At 70.6% G+C, this 19,117-nt stretch carries 14 protein-coding genes; 7 read left to right on the forward strand and 7 right to left on the reverse strand.

All coding sequences use genetic code 11. The features are described from left to right. Positions 1–97: 97 nt before the first annotated feature. Entirely contained in the window at positions 98–3,355 is a 3,258-nt protein-coding gene (locus tag ACW9TB_RS30615; RefSeq protein ID WP_472751560.1) for a 2Fe-2S iron-sulfur cluster-binding protein, read from the forward strand. Beyond that, on the forward strand, positions 3,348–3,968 hold the full coding sequence (locus tag ACW9TB_RS30620) for a sarcosine oxidase subunit gamma (protein ID WP_472751561.1): 621 nt from the start codon (positions 3,348–3,350) through the stop codon (positions 3,966–3,968). The genes ACW9TB_RS30615 and ACW9TB_RS30620 overlap by 8 nt, the downstream gene beginning before the upstream one ends. A 149-nt stretch (positions 3,969–4,117) precedes the next feature. Here ACW9TB_RS30620 and ACW9TB_RS30625 read toward each other — a convergent pair whose 3' ends face one another. Continuing rightward, positions 4,118–5,551: an MFS transporter gene (locus tag ACW9TB_RS30625; protein ID WP_472751562.1), complete on the reverse strand. Its 1,434-nt coding sequence runs from the start codon at positions 5,549–5,551 to the stop codon at positions 4,118–4,120. Between the two features lie 24 nt (positions 5,552–5,575). On the opposite strand from ACW9TB_RS30625, the gene ACW9TB_RS30630 reads away from it, so the two are divergent. Next, positions 5,576–5,773 (forward strand): hypothetical protein, encoded by a 198-nt coding sequence (locus tag ACW9TB_RS30630; protein ID WP_472751563.1) that lies wholly within the window; start codon positions 5,576–5,578, stop codon positions 5,771–5,773. A gap of 304 nt (positions 5,774–6,077) precedes the next feature. Continuing rightward, complete coding sequence (locus ACW9TB_RS30635) at positions 6,078–6,578, forward strand: Pycsar system effector family protein (protein ID WP_472751564.1); 501 nt, start codon at positions 6,078–6,080, stop codon at positions 6,576–6,578. 29 nt (positions 6,579–6,607) lie between these two features. Here the strand turns inward: ACW9TB_RS30635 and ACW9TB_RS30640 are convergent, their stop codons facing one another. The 5 genes from ACW9TB_RS30640 to ACW9TB_RS30660 all read right to left on the reverse strand — a co-directional run bounded on the left by ACW9TB_RS30640 (position 6,608) and on the right by ACW9TB_RS30660 (position 12,112). Further along, entirely contained in the window at positions 6,608–7,381 is a 774-nt protein-coding gene (locus tag ACW9TB_RS30640; RefSeq protein WP_472751565.1) for a hypothetical protein, read from the reverse strand. Between the two features lie 3 nt (positions 7,382–7,384). Continuing rightward, positions 7,385–9,532: a hypothetical protein gene (locus ACW9TB_RS30645; protein ID WP_472751566.1), complete on the reverse strand. Its 2,148-nt coding sequence runs from the start codon at positions 9,530–9,532 to the stop codon at positions 7,385–7,387. After that, entirely contained in the window at positions 9,529–10,308 is a 780-nt protein-coding gene (locus ACW9TB_RS30650) for a hypothetical protein (RefSeq protein ID WP_472751567.1), read from the reverse strand. Before ACW9TB_RS30650 ends, ACW9TB_RS30645 begins: the two co-directional genes overlap by 4 nt. Before the next feature lie 78 nt (positions 10,309–10,386). Then, positions 10,387–11,127, reverse strand: coding sequence for a Crp/Fnr family transcriptional regulator (locus ACW9TB_RS30655; protein WP_472751568.1), 741 nt, complete (start codon positions 11,125–11,127; stop codon positions 10,387–10,389). A 214-nt stretch (positions 11,128–11,341) separates the two neighbouring features. Then, a complete protein-coding gene (locus ACW9TB_RS30660) occupies positions 11,342–12,112 on the reverse strand; it encodes a S1 family peptidase (RefSeq protein WP_472751569.1) in 771 nt (256 codons plus the stop codon). 247 nt (positions 12,113–12,359) lie between these two features. Here ACW9TB_RS30660 and ligA point away from each other — a divergent pair, with 247 nt between their 5' ends. From ligA to ACW9TB_RS30675, 3 genes are all read left to right on the forward strand, one after another. Further along, on the forward strand, positions 12,360–14,450 hold the full coding sequence (gene ligA / locus ACW9TB_RS30665; protein WP_472751570.1) for an NAD-dependent DNA ligase LigA: 2,091 nt from the start codon (positions 12,360–12,362) through the stop codon (positions 14,448–14,450). Between the two features lie 290 nt (positions 14,451–14,740). Continuing rightward, the gene (locus ACW9TB_RS30670; RefSeq protein ID WP_472751571.1) at positions 14,741–16,291 is read left to right on the forward strand and encodes a hypothetical protein; all 1,551 of its coding nucleotides are present in this window, start codon (positions 14,741–14,743) and stop codon (positions 16,289–16,291) included. A gap of 1 nt (position 16,292) precedes the next feature. Continuing rightward, positions 16,293–17,696, forward strand: a complete 1,404-nt coding sequence (locus ACW9TB_RS30675) for a hypothetical protein (RefSeq protein WP_472751572.1) — start codon at positions 16,293–16,295, stop codon at positions 17,694–17,696. A gap of 58 nt (positions 17,697–17,754) precedes the next feature. Here the strand turns inward: ACW9TB_RS30675 and ACW9TB_RS30680 are convergent, their stop codons facing one another. Beyond that, positions 17,755–19,116 (reverse strand): hypothetical protein, encoded by a 1,362-nt coding sequence (locus tag ACW9TB_RS30680; protein ID WP_472751573.1) that lies wholly within the window; start codon positions 19,114–19,116, stop codon positions 17,755–17,757. Position 19,117 lies beyond the last annotated feature (1 nt).

Here is a 19,117-nt window from a genome sequence, read left to right on the forward strand (position 1 = left end):
TCCGCGGAGACACTTTGCCTTACGGGGACTTTTTGGCGTACGGGGACTTCTTGGCTTACGGAGGTTTCTTGATTTACAGGGAAAGGACGGTGGGCCGGTGAGCGAGCAGCCGTTCCGCCGGGCGGGCCATCGCGGGGAGATCCTTCCGTTCCGGTTCGACGGCCGCGACTACGAGGGGTACCGGGGCGACACGCTCGCCTCCGCGCTGCTCGCCAACGGCGTCCGTACGGTCGCGACGAGCGTCGCGCTGGGCCGCCCCCGGGGAATCTTCGCCGCCTGGACCGAGGAGCCCAACGCCGTCGTCCAGATCGAGCACCCCTTCCCCGAGCCGATGCTCCAGGCCACCGTCGTCGAGCTGTACGCCGGACTGGTGGCCACCGGCCTGCCGGGCAGGGGAAGGCTCGCCGCGGAACCCGACCCGGCGCGCTACGACGGCGTGTACGCGCACTGCGACGTCCTGGTGGTCGGCGCGGGCCCGGCGGGCCTGGCGGCGGCGACCTCGGCGGCCAGGTCGGGCGCCCGGGTGATCCTCGCCGACGACCGTCCCGCGCCCGGCGGCAGCCTGCCCGACACCGGCGAGACCATCGACGGCGTTCCGGGCACGACGTGGGCCGCCGCCGCGCTGGCCGCGCTGGAGACCCACCCGGAGGTGCGGGTGCTCACCCGTACCAGCGTGTTCGGCTACTACGACGACAACTACCTGGTCGCCGTGGAACGCAGGGGAGAGGACGCCTCCTCCCGCGAACGCGTCTGGCGCGTCCGGGCCCGCCGCGTCGTACTCGCCACGGGCGCGCACGAGCGTTCGATCGCCTTCGCGGGCAACGACCTGCCGGGTGTCATGCTCGCCGGTTCGGCACGCGCGTACGTCAACCGGTACGGGGTCCTGCCCGGCCGCCGCGCGGTGGTGTTCACCACCGGGGACAGCGCCTACGCCGCGGCCCGCGACCTGGCCGCCGCGGGCGTCGAGATCGCCGCCGTCGTGGACACGCGCGTCACCACCGCCCCGGACCGGGGCGGCCCGGGAGGCTTGAACGGTTCGAGCGGCCTGGATGGTTTGGGTGGTTCGAGTGCCCTGAACGGTTCGAGGGGCTTGGGCGGCCCGGATGGTTTGGACGGCCTGGGCGGTGCCGAGGTGCTCACCGGTCACTTCGTCACCCGCGTGAACGGCGAGCACGGTGTCACCTCCGTGACCGTCTCGAAAAGACCCCCCGACGACGACACACCTCCCGGAACGGCCACTCCCGGGACGGACGCTCCCGGAACGGACGCTCCCGGAACGGGCGCTTCCGGGACGGGCGCTTCCGGGACGAGCACTTCCGAGACGGGCGCTTCCGGGACGGCCACTCCTGGAACGGCCACTCCTGGAACGGGCGCTTCCGGGACGGCGGTTTCCGGGGCGGACACCTCCGGAACGACCGCTTCTGAGACGGCCGTTTCCGGGACAGCCGTCTCCGGGACGGCCGTTTCCGGAATGGACGCTTCCGGCGGGCGTGAGATCGAGGCCGACCTGCTGCTCGTCTCGGGCGGCTGGAACCCCGCCGTCCACCTGTTCGGACAGGCCGGGGGGACGCTCCACTACGACGAGGTGCTCGGCTCCTTCGTCCCCGGAAGCTGCCGCCAGGCCGTCGAGGTCGCCGGTGCCGCCCGTGGGCTCCTCACCCTGGCCGCCTGCCTGAAGGACGGCGCCGCCGCCGGGGCGCGGGCCGCCGAGGCGACCGGTTTCCAACCGCCCCCACCTGTCCAGGGGGCAGGGGAGGCACCCCCGGACACGGAGATCCCGCGAGCGGGAGAGGCACCCCGAAGCACGGAGATCCCGCGAACGGGAGGAGCGCGGGACACGGAGGCGGGCTCACGAGCCGAAGAGACAGCCCCCGCCGAGCACGTGTGGCTCGTCCCCGCCGACGACTACCGGACCCACTTCGTCGATCTGCAGCGCGATGTCACCGTCGCCGACGTCATGCGCGCCACCGGGGCCGGACTCCGTTCGGTCGAGCACGTTAAGCGCTACACCACCGCCGGGACCGCGCACGACCAGGGCAAGACCTCCGGGGTGCTCACCAGCGGTGTCGTCGCCCACGCCCTCGGTGTGGACGTCTCGGAACTCGGCACCACCACCTTCCGCGCCCCCTACGTGCCGGTCTCCTTCGCGACCCTCGCCGGGCGCGACAGGGGAGCGCTGCACGACCCCGTCCGGGTCACCGCGCTGCACGAGTGGCACGTGGCGCGCGGAGCGCCGTTCGAGAACGTCGGCCAGTGGAAGCGGCCCTGGTACTACCCCCGGGAGGGCGAGGACATGGAGGCCGCCGTCCTGCGCGAGTGCCGGGCCGTGCGGGAGGCCGCCGGGGCCATGGACGTCTCCACCCTCGGCAAGATAGACATTCAGGGGCCGGACGCCGCGGAACTGCTCGACCGGCTCTACACCAACATGATGAGCACCCTCAAGGTCGGCTCGATCCGCTACGGGGTGATGTGCCGCCCAGACGGGATGGTCTTCGACGACGGTACGGTGATCCGCCTCGCCGAGGACCGTTTCCTGGTGACCACCACCACCGGCAACGCCGCCGCCGTCCTCGACTGGATGGAGGAGTGGCTGCAGACCGAGTGGCCCTCGCTGCGGGTCTACTGCACCTCCGTCACCGAGCAGTGGGCGACGGTCGCGCTCGCCGGGCCGCGCTCCCGCGAGGTGCTGGCCGCACTCGCCCCCGGCCTGGCCGTGGACAACGCGAGCTTCCCGTTCATGACGTGGCGCGACACCCGGGTGGCGGGCCTCGACGCGCGGGTGTGCCGGATCAGCTTCTCCGGCGAGCTGGCGTACGAGATCAACGTCAGCGCCTGGGACGGGCTCGCCCTGTGGGAGGCGATCCAGGCCACCGGCGCGGTCACCCCGTACGGGACCGAGACCATGCACGTGCTGCGGGCCGAGAAGGGCTACCCCATCGTGGGCCAGGACACCGACGGCACGGTCACCCCCGCCGACCTCGGCATGGAGTGGGTGGTGTCCAAGAAGAAGGCCGACTTCATCGGGAAGCGTTCCTTCGCCCGCGCCGACACCGCCAGGCCCGACCGTAGGCACCTGGTCGGGCTGCTGCCGCTCGACCCGGACGTCCTGCTGCCCGAGGGCTCCCAGCTGGTGGCCGCCGACCGGCTGCCCGAGCCGCCGGTCCCCATGCTCGGCCACGTCACCTCCAGCTACCGCAGCGCCGCGCTCGGCAGGACCTTCGCCCTCGCCCTTGTCAGCGGAGGGCGCCAACGCGTCGGCGAGCGGCTGTACGTGCCCGTCGGGCGGGAACTGCTGCCCGTCACCGTCACCCATCACGTCCTCTACGACCCCGAGGGAGCGCGCCGCGATGGCTGAGCCACCGAGCCCGCCGTACGAGGCGGGGTTCTCGACATCACAGCCATCGGGAAGGGCTCCGGCCGGGCGGCTGAGCCCGCTCGCCCGGCTGGAACCGGTGTCGAGCCCGGACCTCCGTATCGCGGAGCTGCCGTTCCTCACCCAGGTCAACCTGCGGGTGGAGCCCGGGAGCGGCACCGCCGCCGACATCGCCCGCGCCCTCGGCGTCCCGCTCCCCGTCGAACCCGGTACCTCCGTGGGCGACCCCTGGGTGCTGTGGCTCGGCCCCGACGAGTGGCTGGTCGTCGGGCCGCCGGGCGACACCGGCCTGGAGGCCCGCCTGCGGGCCGCGGCCGGAACCGGTCACGCCGCCGTCACCGACGTCTCCGCCCAGCGGGCCGTACTGCTCGTGACCGGCCCCAGGGCCCGCGACCTGCTCTCCCACGGCTGCGCCCTCGACCTGCACCCCCGCGCGTTCGGCCCCGGACGCTGCGCCCAGACCACGCTCGCCCGAGCCCAGGTCGTCCTCGCCGCACGCGAGGGCGACGAGTTCCACATCTTCGTACGCTCGTCCTTCGCGAACTACCTCGCGGCCTGGCTCCTCGACGCGGCGGGAGAGTATCTGGGCGGCTGAGGGAGTCCACGGACGGCACGGTCAGCAGGAACGAGCCGTCGGCGAGGTGAGCGTCCCGCACGGTGCCGTACGCGCCGGGAGCCCGGCCGGACACGGCGAGAGGGCCGGTCCCGGTGTGCGCCGGGACCGGCCCTCGAACGCGCGGAGACCTACACCCCGGCCACGGAGGCGGAAGCGGCCTCCGGAACGGACGTGGCCTTCGAGACGGAGAGGGACGTACGCGCCGACGGCAGAACGGTCGCGGAGATGATCACGATCACCACGGAGAGCGCGGTGGAGAGCCAGAACGCCGTCTGGATCCCCTCGATGGAGATGCCCTGCCCGGATCCGGTGGCCAGCGACGCCACCGCCACCGCGACGCCGAGGCACAGGCCGACCCCGAGCTGACGGTTCGAGTTGTAGAGACCCGACGCCAGCCCCATCTGGGCACCGGCCACCCCGGACGTCGCCGCCACCGCGGTGCTGATCATCATGACCGTCACGCCGACGCCGAGCAGGATGCCGCCGGGCAGCACGTTCAGCAGGAACGAGCCGTCGGCGGGTGCGAGCGCCAGCGTCAGCGAGCCGACCACCAGGAACAGGGCGCCGAAGATCAGCACCGGACGAGCCCCGATCCGCGCGGTCGTCTTCGCCACCGGCAGCGACGCCAGCACGACCACGAGGGCCTGCGGGAAGAACGCGAGCCCGGTGAGGATGGCCGAGAAGCCCAGGACCTGCTGCATGTAGAGCGTGATGAAGAACGTCGAGATGGACATGACGCCACCCGACAGGAACGCGACCAGGTTGCCACCCGTCACACCGCGGTTACGGAAGATCGAGAGCGGCACCAGCGGCGCGGACACACGGGTCTGCACGAACAGGAACACGGCCAGCAGCGCGACACCCACGACCAGCAACACGCTCGCGGTGCCCCAGCCCTCGTCGGACGCGATCGTCAGGGCGTAGGCGATCGAGCACATGCTCGCGGTCACCAGGATGGCACCGGGCACGTCGATGCGCGAGGACCTGGTCGACACGCTGTCGTCGTCGAGGCGGATCGCGGCGCGTACGACCATCGCGATGCCGACCGGGACGTTGATGAACATGACGGCACGCCAGCCGAAGACCTCGGTCAGCACGCCACCGGCGAGGACACCTCCGGCGAAGCCCACCGAGGACACCGCGCCGAACACGCCCATGGCCTTGGCCCGCGCCTCCCCCTCGGGGAAGCCCGCGCCGATCATCGCCAGTACGGCCGGAGCCACCGCCGCGGCCGAGAGGCCCTGCAGGGCACGGGCGACGATCAACACGACGGAGGTGGTCGCGAAGCCGCCCACCAGGGAGGCGATCGTGAAGATCGCGAGGCCCCACACGAACATGCGCTTGCGGCCGATGATGTCGCCCACGCGTCCGCCCAGCAGCAGGAAGCCGCCGTAGAACAGCGCGTACGCTCCGACGACCCAGGGCAGGGCACCGGAGGTGAAGGAGAGGTCGGTCTTGATCCACGGCAGAGCGACGTTCACGATCGCGAAATCGAGCGTCAGCATGAACTGGGCGAGGCACAACAGAAGCAGTGGTGGCCGCTTCTTTACCTGAGAGTCCACGTTTTATTTCTCCTGTTTTCTGGCATGACGAAGTTTGTTTTGAGCGTCGATTTCGACGCGGACGATTTCGTGACCGCCGAGGGCCTGGGTGACGTGCACGAGCACCGGTGCCTCGGCAACCGTCCGCGGACCGCGGTCGAATACGCGCGCCCGCCGGAGGGCGAAGCGCGGTCAGGGGTGGTGAATTTCCGTTCCTCTCGGCGCCGACATAATTGGTCCTGACGTGAATCAATTATGTGGTCATGCCCTAAAGGCGGCCATAGCATCAATCATCAAAAGCGCGTGTACTTTTCACGTCGGCCGGGATGAGTAATTCAGCAATCGGACATCAGGGCATGAATCACCCGTCGGGTAGAGGGTGTGCCGCCTCCGGCCCAGGTCCCCGCGGTGCCAGAGGGCGTCCGGCCGCCCATGGTCGGCCCTCCCGGCAAAGAATGCCGGGAAGGCCGTAGAAATGCGGGTGTGTCCACCGAAGGAGCGCCGAAGCTGGAGGTGTCCCGACAGCGCCACTTCCCCGGAGGTCTCGATGGTGCGACGCGAAGCGAACGACGATCTGGGCGCGGCGGAGTCGCTCGACATCGCCCTCCAGGCCCTGGCGATCTTCCACGGTTACGTCCAGCAGGCCGACGCCAAACTGGCCACGGTGGCCACGATCCATCTCGGGTTCACCGCGGTCGCCGCCACCCAGACCGGTGCTCTGGGTGGGGCGTGGCGGAGCGGCCCCACGGTTGTCCTGGTGCTGCTCTTCGCGACCGGGTGCCTTGTCGCGGGACACCATCTCGTCGCCGCGATGCGTCCCCGTCTCACCGGCCCGGCCGGGCCCAACCGGTTCGGCCTGGTCCGGGGCGCGGAGGCCGCCTCACCCGTCGGTGCGGAGGCACAGCGGCGCGAGGCGTGGTCGCTGATCTCCACCCTTGCCGACATCGCGCTGCACCGGCACGATCGGATCCGGCGCAGCCTGCCCTGGATGGCCCTGATGCCCCTCGCCACAGTCGCCTGGCTGGTGTTGACGGCGCTGACCGGCTGACCGCCGTGCCTCTGTGCCTCTCCGCTCGGTCAGGTGATCTCCTCAGGAGGGGAGAACAGGGAGTCGGGACCGGCGGACGGCAACGGGATCCCGAGTCGTCCGAAAGCCTCGCGGAGCGCGCTGTCGCTGGCGAGTACGAGATCGTAGACGTTCGCCGACTGCTGGGCTTTCACGATCTTCGCGACGAGGTCGAGAAGTTTCTCGGCGTCCTCCCGGCGGGCGTCGAGCATCTGCTCGAAAATGCCGGCCGTGTCGCCGGGGTTCTCGGCAAGCCGGATGGCGTAGCGGGCGAACGAGCTCCCGGTGGCCTCGGACAGGAGTTCCGTGTAGACCTCGCTGGACTCCCTGAGCTTTCGCACCCGAAGCCTCGTGGCCTCCGCCCGCGCCTCGATCTCGTACATGCCGATCTGGTGGGCGCGGCTGACCGCCTTCACCTCCTCGGGCAGCCCGAATTCGGCCTTCGCGCTCCAGCGGGAGATGATCGCGCCGTCGGCGCGCGACGCCGAGGCGAGGCGACGCTCAAGAACCCCGTTGACCGCCTCCTCGGCCTTGCCGGGCTCGGAGAAGTGATGATCGCGCGTCGTGGCGCGGACCGCCTGTCGTACGAGGTCGTGAACGCGGTCGACCTCCTCCCGGTCGGGTGTCCACGCGCCGCGTCTGCCGCCGGGCAGCCGGTACAGGCGCACCGTCACGGTGAAGTCGAACGCCTCCCCGCGCGCGGGCGAGAAGAAGGTCAGGTCGTCGCCCACCTCGGGAAGGGGGTGTTCCGGGGCGGCGTTGAAGCGCTGGATGAGGAACGACATCGGTCAACCGTCCTTCAGGATGCGGGTCAGATGGCGATGGAGCGGAGGGGAGATGGTCTCGTCGCGCCGCCACAGCAGCAGGTAGAGCTGGTAGGTGCGGCGCAGCCGGAGGGGGCCCGACCTACCGGCCGCGAAGACGCCTTCGAGGACCGGCCGCAGCGACGGGCGCTCCTCCCATTCCCGCACCCAGTCGGTGAACAGCCGCCACAGCTGGCCGGCCAGACCCGACCCCCGCCCCGCCATCTCGTCGGGAGACAGGCTCAGTTCCAGGGAGCGGGTCCACAGGGCGATCAGGTCGTCCTCGGTGGAGTGGTCCAACAGTGCGGGCCGGGCGTCGTCGTGGCGTAGCGGGCTGAGCCGCGCGAGCGCGAGTGCGGCGGCGAGCCATCCGCCGGGCTTGTCCGCGCGTGCCCATCGGGCCAGCTCCGAGGTGATGGGCCGCGCGGTGTCGACATTGTAGATGTCGGAGATGGACCGGGCCACGGCATCGCAGAGCCAGTAGTTTCTCGTGGTCAGCGTGATCACGTGGAACGACCTGAACACCTCGTCGATGTCCTGCGTCCCCGTCCGCGAGCCGTAGGCGATCGCCGCGGTGGTCCGCCGCTGGTAGGGGCCGGTCTCGGACCAGGTGCGAAGCAGCGTGTGCACCCGGTCCCTTATCTCGGGATCGCTGGTCGCGGCCTCCAGCGCCCACGCGGCGAGCTGTTTCGGCCCGACCTTGGGGGAGCGGCTCCAGCCGTCGAGGAACTCCTTCTCGATCAGGTCGAAGTCGCAGGTCGCGAGCAGGCCGACCGCGTGCGCGACCTTGATCCGCACATGCTCGTCGGTACTCTCGCCGAGACGGTGCAGCCACGCGTAGAGGTGCTCGCGAACGGCGGGCAGTTCCTCCCAGATCATGGGCAGGAGCAGGGGGGCGAGCTCGTCGCGCAGCCGCAGGCGCCGCCCCTCACCTCGTCGACCGCCCTGTACCGTGCTGATCCCCGAGTAGCTCAGCCACTTCCCGAGTCGCTCCCACACGGGAGCGGCGTCGTAGTCCTCGCTTTCCTGCTTCCCGTCGAGAATCTGCCGGGAAAGGTCGAGGGCGGCCCGTGAGACGACCGGTTCCGGCAGGCCGTGCAGCACGGCGCTGCTCACCAGGAAGCACCGGCCGAATCTCGTCGGCTCCCTGTCGAGGTGTTCGTGGAACCGCGTACGGGTGAACAGCGGCTGCGCGTCCAGCACCTCGGCCACGGGCTGGTTCTGCCGTACGCCGTCGGCCAGCCACTGGGCCAGCCGCAGCGCGTCGGCCGGTTGGCACCCCGACAGCCGACTGGTGATGTCATGCTCGTCCAGCCCGTGCGCTCGCCAGGCGTCCGGGTCGCCGAGCAGGTAGGCGAAGGTCTTTCGGAAGACCTGGTCGGCGGCGGGCGGCGCGTGGTCCACCACCCGGTGGGGGAGGTCGTGGTCAGGGCCGATCAAAACGACGATGCGGCACTCGCGGCGCGCCGCCACGGCCGACAGGTAACCGGCGGCCTCCTCCAGCCGCGCCGTCCAGGAGCTTCCGTCGGCGAGCAGCAGGTATCCGGTGCCCCGTTCCAGGTGGCTCGTGTCGATATGGGCGGGTTCATCGTTGATCACCAGCCAGTGACACGATCGGGTGACCTCCAGCAGCGCGGCGGTGGCGGTCGTGCTCCTGCCGGTGTCGCGAGGGCCGCGCAGCAGCAGGAGGGGCTCGTCGGCCAGCAGCCCGGCCAGCCGCGTCTGCGACTCGGTGGGCACCAGGCAGGCCCTGAGTCGTTCCAGGTGCTCCTCGGGCATTGGTGCGCTCTGCACCGGCGGGCGATCCGATGAGATGACGTTGACATCGCGTCCGGCGCCGTAGACCCGGGCGTGGTCGCTGGCGTGGTTGACGGGGCCGCCGAACCAGTCGCGCCCGGCTGTGAGCTTTCGCAGGCTGGCCAGCCGCAACCGCAGGTGGTCCTCCTCCCGCCGGAAACGGCTGGCCAGTGCCTCGTCCTCGTCCTCGTTCTCGTCATGGCCGTCATGGCCGCCGGGCCCGTCGTGATCGTCGCGATCGGATGTCCGGGATGCCTCCCCGGTCGGCGGGGGCGTGTTCTCCTGCCCGTGGGCCCGCGCGGCGGGGACGTCCGGCTCGGGTGCGGGCTCGCTCATCGAGACGGCCCTTCCCGTCGCCGATCCTCGCCGAAGAAGGCATCCCTGCCTCCCGAGACCACGACGCCGTTACCGGTGGCGCTGTTGGTGCTGCCACCGTAGTAGTCGCGGCCGACGTTGACCCAGGGGCTTTTGTCCGTTTCTGTTGGGCCTTTGCCCGCCCCGGATTCGACGTCGTATTTGTCCAGCTCGGAAAGCCGGTGCACGTTGTGCCCGGGAAGATGAACGTAGGCGCGGTACTCCTGGGCCTTGGCCTTCACCCGCACGTGACGGAAGTCCTCGGGAGACGGGCCGCCGTAGCCCTGCCCGACGAAGTCCTCGAATATCCGATCCGAAACGATCACACCGAGGTCGGCGTCCGGGCACGCGCCCATGGCGGCGCGCAGCGGATCGGCCCCCACCAGCCGTCCCGACTGCACGGCGTGGCCGCCCGGCGACCCGGCCGCGCCGTCCACATGGATGTGCCCACCGTGTACGGCCAGGCGCAGGCGGGTGCGGAAGCGCCCTCGATCGACGATCTGGACGCCCTGTGCGAGCGCGCTGACGAAGGGCCCCAGGACGGCCGTGGTGTCGGTGTCCGGCGGCAGGACGATGAACTCGCCGTCTCCCTGCGGCTGCCGCTTCAGTTCGGAAAGCGCCAGACCCGCCGCCCCGGCGGCCAGGTCGAACACCCGGATGAGTGTCTTCTGCAGCTCCACCTGGTCGCCGTCACGGCGACCTCCGTAGTCCTCGATATCCGAGGTGATCATCAGGCGGTATTCCCGTTCGTCGGGCATGCGATCCTCCAGGCTCTTCGGCTCCGCGATGCTGTGCCAGCGTCGATTGTGCGGGCGAGCGGCCGTTGGAAACCCGGATTAATAGGGGTTTGCCGGATGACTCCCGGGAGGGAGCGGGGGAAGGCTGGCGAAAGCCGTCAGGCCCGGCAGGTCGGTGACGACCACTCGCCGGTGGCCGGTGCGTACCAGCCCTCGCGCCGACAGGGCGCGCAGGATCTTCTGAACGGTGCTCTCCTTGGCGCCGATCAGGCTGCCGAGCTCGATCTGGGTCAGCGGGACGCCCAGGTCCGTGCCGTCGGGACAGGGGCGGCCGTGCCGGGCGGCGATGGTCAGCAGCAGGCGGGCCAGGCACACGTCGCTGTCGTATCCGGCGAACTCCAGGCGGCGCTGGTTGGCCCAGCGCAGCCGATCACTCATCAGGGTGCTGAGGGTCAGCGCGGCGGCGGGATGCCGTCGCAGGTATTCGAGGAAGACCTCGCCTTTGATCAGTTCGGTGACGGCCGCCCCGCACGTCAGGGCGGTCGCCGAGCGGGCCGACCCGTCCAGCACGGCCATGTCGCCGATCACGTCTCCCCGGACCCGCACCGCCAGCAGAGACTCCTTGCCGTTCTCCGTGCGCGCGGTCACCTTGACCAGGCCGCGTATGACGACGAAGACGACGCTTCCGGCGTCACCCTGGTGGAACAGCACGTGGTCGGCGGGGTATGTCCGGGTGACCCCCAGGGCGAGCAGGGCCTGCCGGGCCGGCTCCGGCAGTCGTTCCAGGAAGGTTCCCGACGGCCATGGGGCTCCTCCTGGCGAGGCCGGGACCCGTGGCATGGAAACCCTCCCGGGGTAAGAGGTGAGCGCGCTGCCAGCGCGAACATGCTATCCACGAAAGGAGTCGGCGATGCCTTTCAGGCGTAATCGCTTTCCCTGTTCGCGGAGGCCAATTTCCCTTTTGGCTATCTATGAAAGCGGTTCGCCTGAAAGTGGTCCGGCGTCCCGTGCCGGGCCGTTGTGGATGAAGTCTCTGAAGCGGCGTTCCGTCCGTTCAGGGAAGTGTGACGAACTTCTTGAGGAAGCTTCGGGCCTGGGGGGTGTCCAGGCGGTAGTCGTAGTTGGTCTTCTTGCAGGCGTCGTCGTCCCCGCTGATCGTCGTGGCCACGAGCAGGTCCGAGGTGAGCCCTCCCAGGAAGTTGGGGCCGCCGGAGTCGCCGAAGCAGGTGCTGCCGTCGTCCTTGGCGGGGTCCAGCGACAGTTTGAGCCACCTGCGGGTGAGGGCCTCGAAGGAGATGGACGTCTGGTGACGGGTGTCGTTGTAGGTCAGCCGGACCCGGTGCTTCCCCTTCCCCTTGGCCGTGGCCATGGCGCCGTACCCCACGGGGGTGAACCGCATCGTCGTCAGGGTCTTGTCGGCCTTGAGGCGGTCGAGCAGCCCTTCGGTGGGCAGCCTGGCGGGCGTGATGCCCGGGATCGCCGTGCCGAAGACGACGACGGCCATGTCGTGAAGATCGGACTCGTCCTTGTACCGGGGGTCGGGGATGTAGCGGCCGGTGTAGACCTTGTCCCCGGGCTGGTAGCGGCTGGAGAACGAGACCCGGGCGGTCTTCTGCCCCGGTTCCGAGCAGTGGGCGGCGGTGAGGAAGACGGTCGGCGAGATGAGCGTGCCGGTGCAGTAGGACCAGGTGCCATCGCCGTTCGGCTGGTCGCCGATGATGGCCCCCACCTGCGGGTGGACGGTCAGGTCGGGCGAGCCGTTCGTGATCGCCCACGCTGGGGAGACGGGGGACACGGCGGTCGCGGTGAGCACAACGGAAATCATGACAAAGGGGATAAAACGCACGCGGGAACTGTAACCGCCCGAGGGTTACATTTGATACTGAGCGCGGAAAGATCTACTAGCTGCTTGCCGAGCCGCCGCCGGTGGGACCGTCCCGCCACCGGGCCCCTCGACGCCGCCGTCCCCGCCCGCCGGGCCCCGACGACCGGATCACCCGGGAGGGACACCCCGGCTCGGGGCCGCGTTCCGCGGACCGGAAATTGTCGGTGCCGGGCGAGATGATGGGATCATGACCGACGCACCCCCCAGCACCCTTCTCGCTGATCAGACCGCCTATGCCGAGGCCGTTCAGCTCGCCGTGGACGCCGCCGCGGCCTACTACGGCGACGGCACCTCCACGCTGGACGACGACGCCTACGACCGGCTGGTCCGGGGCATCCAGGCGTATGAGGACGAGCACCCCGACGAGGTGCTGCCGACCTCGCCGACGGGCAAGGTGGCCGGGGGCGCGGTGGTCGGCGACGTGCCGCACACCGTGCCGATGCTGAGCCTGGACAACGTCTTCGGTGCCCAGCAGCTGGTCGACTGGGCCGCGTCGCTGGAGCGCAGGCTGGGCCGGCCGGTCACCCGGTGGAGCGTGGAGCCGAAGCTCGACGGGCTGGCGATCACCGCGCGTTACCGTGGCGGGCGGCTGGCGCAGCTGGTCACCCGGGGTGACGGTGTGGCGGGTGAGGACGTGAGTCACGCGATCGGCACCATCGTGGGGCTGCCCGCCAGGCTGGCCGAGCCGGTCACGGTGGAGCTACGCGGTGAGGTGATGATGACCGCGTCGCAGTTCGAGGACGCGTGCGCCAAGCGCCAGGCGCACGACGGCACCACGTTCGCCAACCCGCGCAGCGCCGCCGCCGGCACGCTGCGCGCCCAGGACCGGCCGTACGTCTGCGAGCTGACCTTCTTCGGCTACGGCGCGTTGTCGCACCCCGGCGACGCCTCCGAGACGGCCACGCGGCTGCGCGAGCTGCCGCACAGCGAGATCATGGCGTGGGTCGCCGCGCAGGGGGCGCGGACCCCGGCCGTCACCGACGTCGGCGGTATCGTCGCCACCACCCTGGAGGAGATCCAGGAGCGGGTCGAGCAGATCGCCGCCAAGCGGGCCGAGCTGCCCTTCGGCATCGACGGCATCGTGATCAAGTGTGATCTCGCCGCCGACCAGGCCCAGGCCGGTTTCGGCACGCGGGCGCCCCGGTGGGCGGTCGCCTACAAGCTGCCCGCCACCGAGAAGATCACCAAGCTGATCGGCGTCGAGTGGAACACCGGCCGCACCGGCGTCATCGCCCCGCGCGCCGTGCTGGAGCCGGTCGAGCTCGACGGCAGCATCGTCACCTACGCCACCCTGCACAACGCCTCCGACATCGCGCGTCGTGGCCTGATGCTCGGCGACAGCGTCACCGTCTACAAGGCCGGTGACGTGATCCCCCGGGTCGAGGCCCCGGTCGTGCACCTGCGCACCGGAGACGAGCGGCCGATCGAGATCCCGCAGGTCTGCCCGACCTGCGGCGACGCGATCGACACCTCCCAGGAGCGGTGGCGGTGCGTGCGCGGGCGCGCCTGCCGGACGATCGCCTCCATCGGCTACGCCGCCGGTCGTGATCAGCTCGACATCGAGGGCCTGGCCGAGAACCGCATCCTGCAGATGCTGGACGCCGGGCTGATCGCCGACTTCGCCGACCTGTTCTACCTCACCCGCGAGCAGGTGCTGAGCCTGGAGCGGATGGGGGAGACCAGCACCGACAACCTGCTCGCCGCCATCGAGCGGGCCAAGGCCCAGCCGCTCAGCAGGGTCTTCTGCGCGCTGGGCGTACGTGGCACCGGCCGGTCCATGAGCCGCCGCATCGCCCGGCACTTCGGCGGCATGGACGCCATCCGCGCGGCCGACGCCGAGGCGATCGAGGCGGTCGAGGGCATCGGCCCCAAGAAGGCCCCGGCGGTGGTGGCCGAGCTCGCCGAGCTCGCGCCGCTGATCGACAAGCTGGTCGCGGCCGGGGTCACCATGACCGAGCCCGGCTGGACGCCACCCGCCATCCCCGACACCGACGCCACCGCCGATGCCGAGCCGGGCGACGCGACCGAGCTGCCGCTGGCCGGGATGTCCGTCGTGGTCACCGGCTCCATGAGCGGGGCCCTGGAGGCGTTGAGCCGCAACCAGATGAACGAGCTGATCGAGCGCGCCGGAGGCAAGGCCTCCTCCAGCGTCTCGAAGAAGACCAGCCTGCTGGTGGCCGGGGAGAACGCGGGCTCCAAGCGCGCCAAGGCCGAGACCCTGGGCGTGCGCGTCGTCACCCCCGACGACTTCGCCGCCCAGGTCGAGGCCTTCATGTGACCGGGTTTTGCCGATCCCACCCGGCGGCGGCCGTACGCGGCCATCGCCCTGGGAGATCAGGGTTTGTGTCGCCGAGGAGCATCTTCCGTTTCGACACCGACCGTGCGCGCCTCCGTGGTGAGAGCGGCGTTTTCCATATCTTTCCCGTATAAGGGATGTGTTGCTCGCCCGGGATTCCTGGTGGAGCATGGACCCGTGCTCCAACCAAGATCGCCGAGTGGCCCTTCGTGTTCGTCGAGACGCTCCCGCAGGGGAAGAGCCCTTTCCCCGGACCTGGGCTAGGGATCCGCATGCTGAGGCGCGGATTGCCCGGAAGGCGCTCGTCCGTCCCCACGTCCGGAGACTCCGGCGACGAGGACTCCTCCCAGGTGGATGGTCCCGGTCTGACCAAGGACAAGCGGGAGAAGGAGAAGGCCCCCGACCCCCTGACGGCCCTGGCCGGGGAGATCACGCCGGACGTCGGGCGGGGCGATCCGACCGGCAGGCGGCCCGACCTGGTCGTGGGGAAGACCGGCCTGGTCGCGAAGATCGACTACACCGGTGTCACGGCCGTACGGAAAGGCGAGGAGGCCGCCTTCCTCAACCGGCAGCTCTCCCTGCTCGTCAAACCGGACTCGAAGATCGGCGACCAGATCGTCGCACGGTATCCCCCCGACCAGGTCCACTGGCTCATGCACGCCCTGTCCGTCTTCGGTGACAATCTCGATGCGCTCGGGGAGGCCGGGGTCGACACCGTGCGGGCCGCCACGCTGCTCATCAAACGGTGCCAGGCACAGTCCAGGACACCCGTGGAGGCACCGGAGCGGGCGTTCGAGCAGGAGGTCGTACGGATCGGCGGATGGTTCAGGGAGGTGCTCGTCGGGCGGCTCGCGAAGCCGGAGCAGGACACCGTCCGGAAGCTCGGCACGCTCTACCACCCGGGCCGGACGATCACGGGAGAATCCGCCGCCGGGCAGCTCGACCGGGAGGTGGTCAGGGGCCCGCTCGTCGCCCAGCTCAAGAACGTCATGCGGAGCGAACTCGGCAACTGGCTGACCAGTACGGGGGAGGAGGCCGAGCGCCGTCCCTTCCAGGAGATCCGGGACGTCGCCGACTTCATCCAGCGTTTCGTGGCCACCCGGCTGGGGCCGTACCCGCTCGCGAATCCGGACAGCCCCTACTACACGGGCTTCGTCTACTCCGAGATGCTGCGCAGCACCGAGGACCAGAGCACCGACCGGCCCGCGCTGCTCAACTGGCTGTACAGCCGCGCCGACATCGTCGGCTGGGGAAGCAAGTACGGCGCGCCGTTCGCCGCCGGGAACTACTCTCCGGGACGAGGGGAGGATCGGGCCTTCCTCGACGAGGTGCTCGGCGGAATGCTGGAGGAGGAGGACTTCGTGAAGGATCTCGCCAGGGTCATCCGGCTGACCTCCGCGCACTCCCCGGGGAAGGGCACCATCGCCGTCCAGCCCTTCTACCCGAACCCCGACCGGATGACGCGGGCCGACTGGCGGTGGCGTCAGGCCCGCGCGCTCATCCACGAGTTCCTGCACCGCCTCACCCACCCGGACTTCGTCGAGGCGGCCGAGCCGCTCGGGCACAAGCAGATCCTCAAGGAGGGCTTCACGGACATGATCACTGTGCAGGCCTTCGAAAGACTCGTCGCGGACGCCGCCACCGACGAGCGGACCCGTCTGGCGATCCTGGGGGACATCCCCTACGTGGATCCGCACGAAAGCCTCTTCGAGGTGGGCTACTCGAGCGCGGGCGTGAAGGCGAAGGAGATCCGGGACATGCTGACCGTCCACAACGTCCACGCGGCCTACTTCCTGGGCGCCACCGCGCTCATCGGGCTGTGAGGTGACCGGAGAACCCCGCGTACCGCCTCTGGTCAAGACCAAGCGGGACGGCGCGCCGCTGTCCGGCCGGATCGTGCCCGGCGACACCGCGCTGGACGACCGGCTCGCCGCCGAGGGGCCGGAGCGGGTGTTCCGTACGATGGAAGCGGAACTGTGCGGCGCGGGTCCCCGGTTCCCGTCCCACTGGATCGACGTCGAGGCCGCCGGTCAGGGCGGGCAACGATGGATCCTGCACGGGCTCGACCTGCTCACCCGAAACGCCGCCGGGCTTTCTCCGGGGTCGGTCGGGCTCTCTCCGGGTTCGGTCGGGTTTCCTTCGGGTTCGACCGCGTTCCCTTCGGGTTCGGTCGGGCTCGCTCCGGGGTCGGTCGCGTTCCCCTCGGGCGCGGTCGCGCTCGCCCGGCTCGTCGGCCGGGTCCACACCCGGCGGACCGAGCCCGGGGCGCCCGGCGGCCGGTTCGAGGCCGAGGTGCTGTCGCTCACCGGCTGGCTGGAGCCGATGCTCGCCGCCTCGCTCTCCCCGCCCGGCGACGACACGACGGCCCGGCTCGCGGAGATCTACGGCCGGACCTCCGCCGGGCGGCGGCTGGACGGCGCCGTACTGACCATCCGGTTGCGGCCCGCGCTGAAGGCGGCGCTGGCCGAGCGGCACCGCTGGTGGGCCACCCCGGAGATCGAGGACCCGCGATGGATCGAAGGGCTGGCCGCACGCATCCAGCGGTTCGTCCACGACGAGTTCCGGCCCTACCCGGCCGCGCGGGCCGACGGTCCCCTGTACGACGGATTCGACTACGCCGCGAGCGTCACCGGCTCCGGCGCGATCCCCGACAACCCCGGCACCCGCCTGCGCCTGCTCCGCAAGCTGGCCCACACGATCCCCGGCTCCTTCCCGGAGGCCGCCGGTTACGACCACGCGGCGCCCGCCCACCGGGAGGCCCTCGACGGCCTGCTGCGGCGGTGGCTCGACACCGACCCCGAGCTGTCACGACACACCGGGGAGGTGCTCAAACACTCCGCCCCGCACCTCACCGGCGGCCAGGCGGCACGTTACGTCCCCGACCACGTGCCGGGCCCGGCCTGGGGGCCGAGAGGGGCCTGGCGATCCCACCTCTACCGGGTCATGGTCCACGAGTTCGTGCACCGCCTGGCCCACCCGGCGTTCCAGGAGAAGACCCTGACGGTGGCCCGTGGCCAGATCCTGGAGGAGGGCGTCGTCGACCTGCTCACCACCGAGATCGTCGAAGCCTCCCGGGCCGACCCGGAGCTGGGCGTCCTGGTCCCGGCGGACCCGGAGTCCGGCTACGGCCCCTCCGGCCGGGCCGCGGCCGGGATCCGGGACCTGACCGGGCCCGACCGGGTGCGGGCCGCGTTCTTCCTCGGCCACACCGGACTCATCGGACTGTGACCGCCTCGCTTCACCCCGTGTCCCCGAAGAACGGGACCGGGGTGGGAGGCAGGCGGGTTCAGGAGTGGCGGTGCGGCATGTCCCCGGGGATACCGGCGGCCTCCATCGCCTGGAAGACGAGGGACGCGAGCGTCGCGGCGTCCGGCACGTTCTCGGCCTGGACGATCACCGACCGGACGACCTCGGCCCGGCTGTCGGTGAAGCTCGTCTCCTTCTTGCCGGGCAGGTAGTGCTCCGCCTCCTCCGCCCACGCGGCGAAGGTGGCGACCCGGGAGTAGAAGGGGCTGACGGCGAAGCTGCCCTGGCCTTCGGGCAGCGCCTTCGCGACGACGGCGAGCAGGGTGTCCCCGATGACGTCGGAGTGGTCACCGGGGTCGTCGCCGACGAGGTAGTAGACGACCATCTTGTCGTTCTTGACTATCTCGTCCACGGGGAGGACCCCCACGATCATCTTGAACTTGACGAACAGCGGGCCGAGCTGGGGGTGCTCGAACAGCGGGGTGAGTGCCCTCGCCAGCTCCAGCGCCGCCTTCTGGGAGCCGACGTTGAGCACGAGCCGCCGCATCCGCCGGTTGAACGACCGGGGGTCGAAGCTGTGACGCATGTTGATGACGTGGATGTAGTCGGCCCGCTGGAGGCCCTCCGCCAGATCGTCGCCGCCTTGGGCGAGGATGAGGCAGTTGCCGGTGGATTCGGCCCGTCCCACGAAATCGAGGATGTCGGGGGTCTCGATGGGTGTGGCCAGGTAGGTGGTGTCCTCCATGTCGCCCGACATCAGGCCGTAGAGCATGCCCGGTCTGGCGTCCGGGTTGGGCCTGCCCGTTCTCGGATCGAAGTAGTAGGCCCACAGGGTCTCGTACAGTTCCATGTTGCGCCGGTGGTTCATCGCGTACCGGGTCTCGTCGTCGAGCGCGAGCAGGCGCGGCGACAACGCCTCGGCCGAGGTGAACGTCCGCCCGGGAATCGTGAGCGGCGGGACGATCTGGCCGGTGTCGTCGTCGAAACCCGTGTCGAAGTCGACATCGCCCTCGATGTCGCTGAGATCACCGCCGGTGTCGGCGCGGGGGATCTGGGGAATCTGGGGGACGGCCCGCGTCTTCGGGGCGGTCAGATGGTCGCGGGCGGGCCCGTCGGCGTTCGGGGTCGGCGTGACGCGCCCCCAGGCGGGACGCGCCGGTGCGGGGTTGCCCTGGCCGACCGGCGGAACGGGATTCCCCTGGCCGACCGGCGGAACGGGATTCCCCTGGCCGACCGGTGGAACAGGGTTCCCCTGGCCGACAGGCGGTGCGGGGTTGCCCTGGCCGCCCGGTGCGCCCGGCGGAACCGGATTGCCCTGGCCGACCGGCGGGCCGTCCGGGAGGCGGGCCGGTGGCGGCTGCTGCTGCTTCTTGGAGTACTTCTTCCTGCTGAACATGTACATG

The organism is Streptosporangium sp. H13245 (assembly GCF_055690525.1).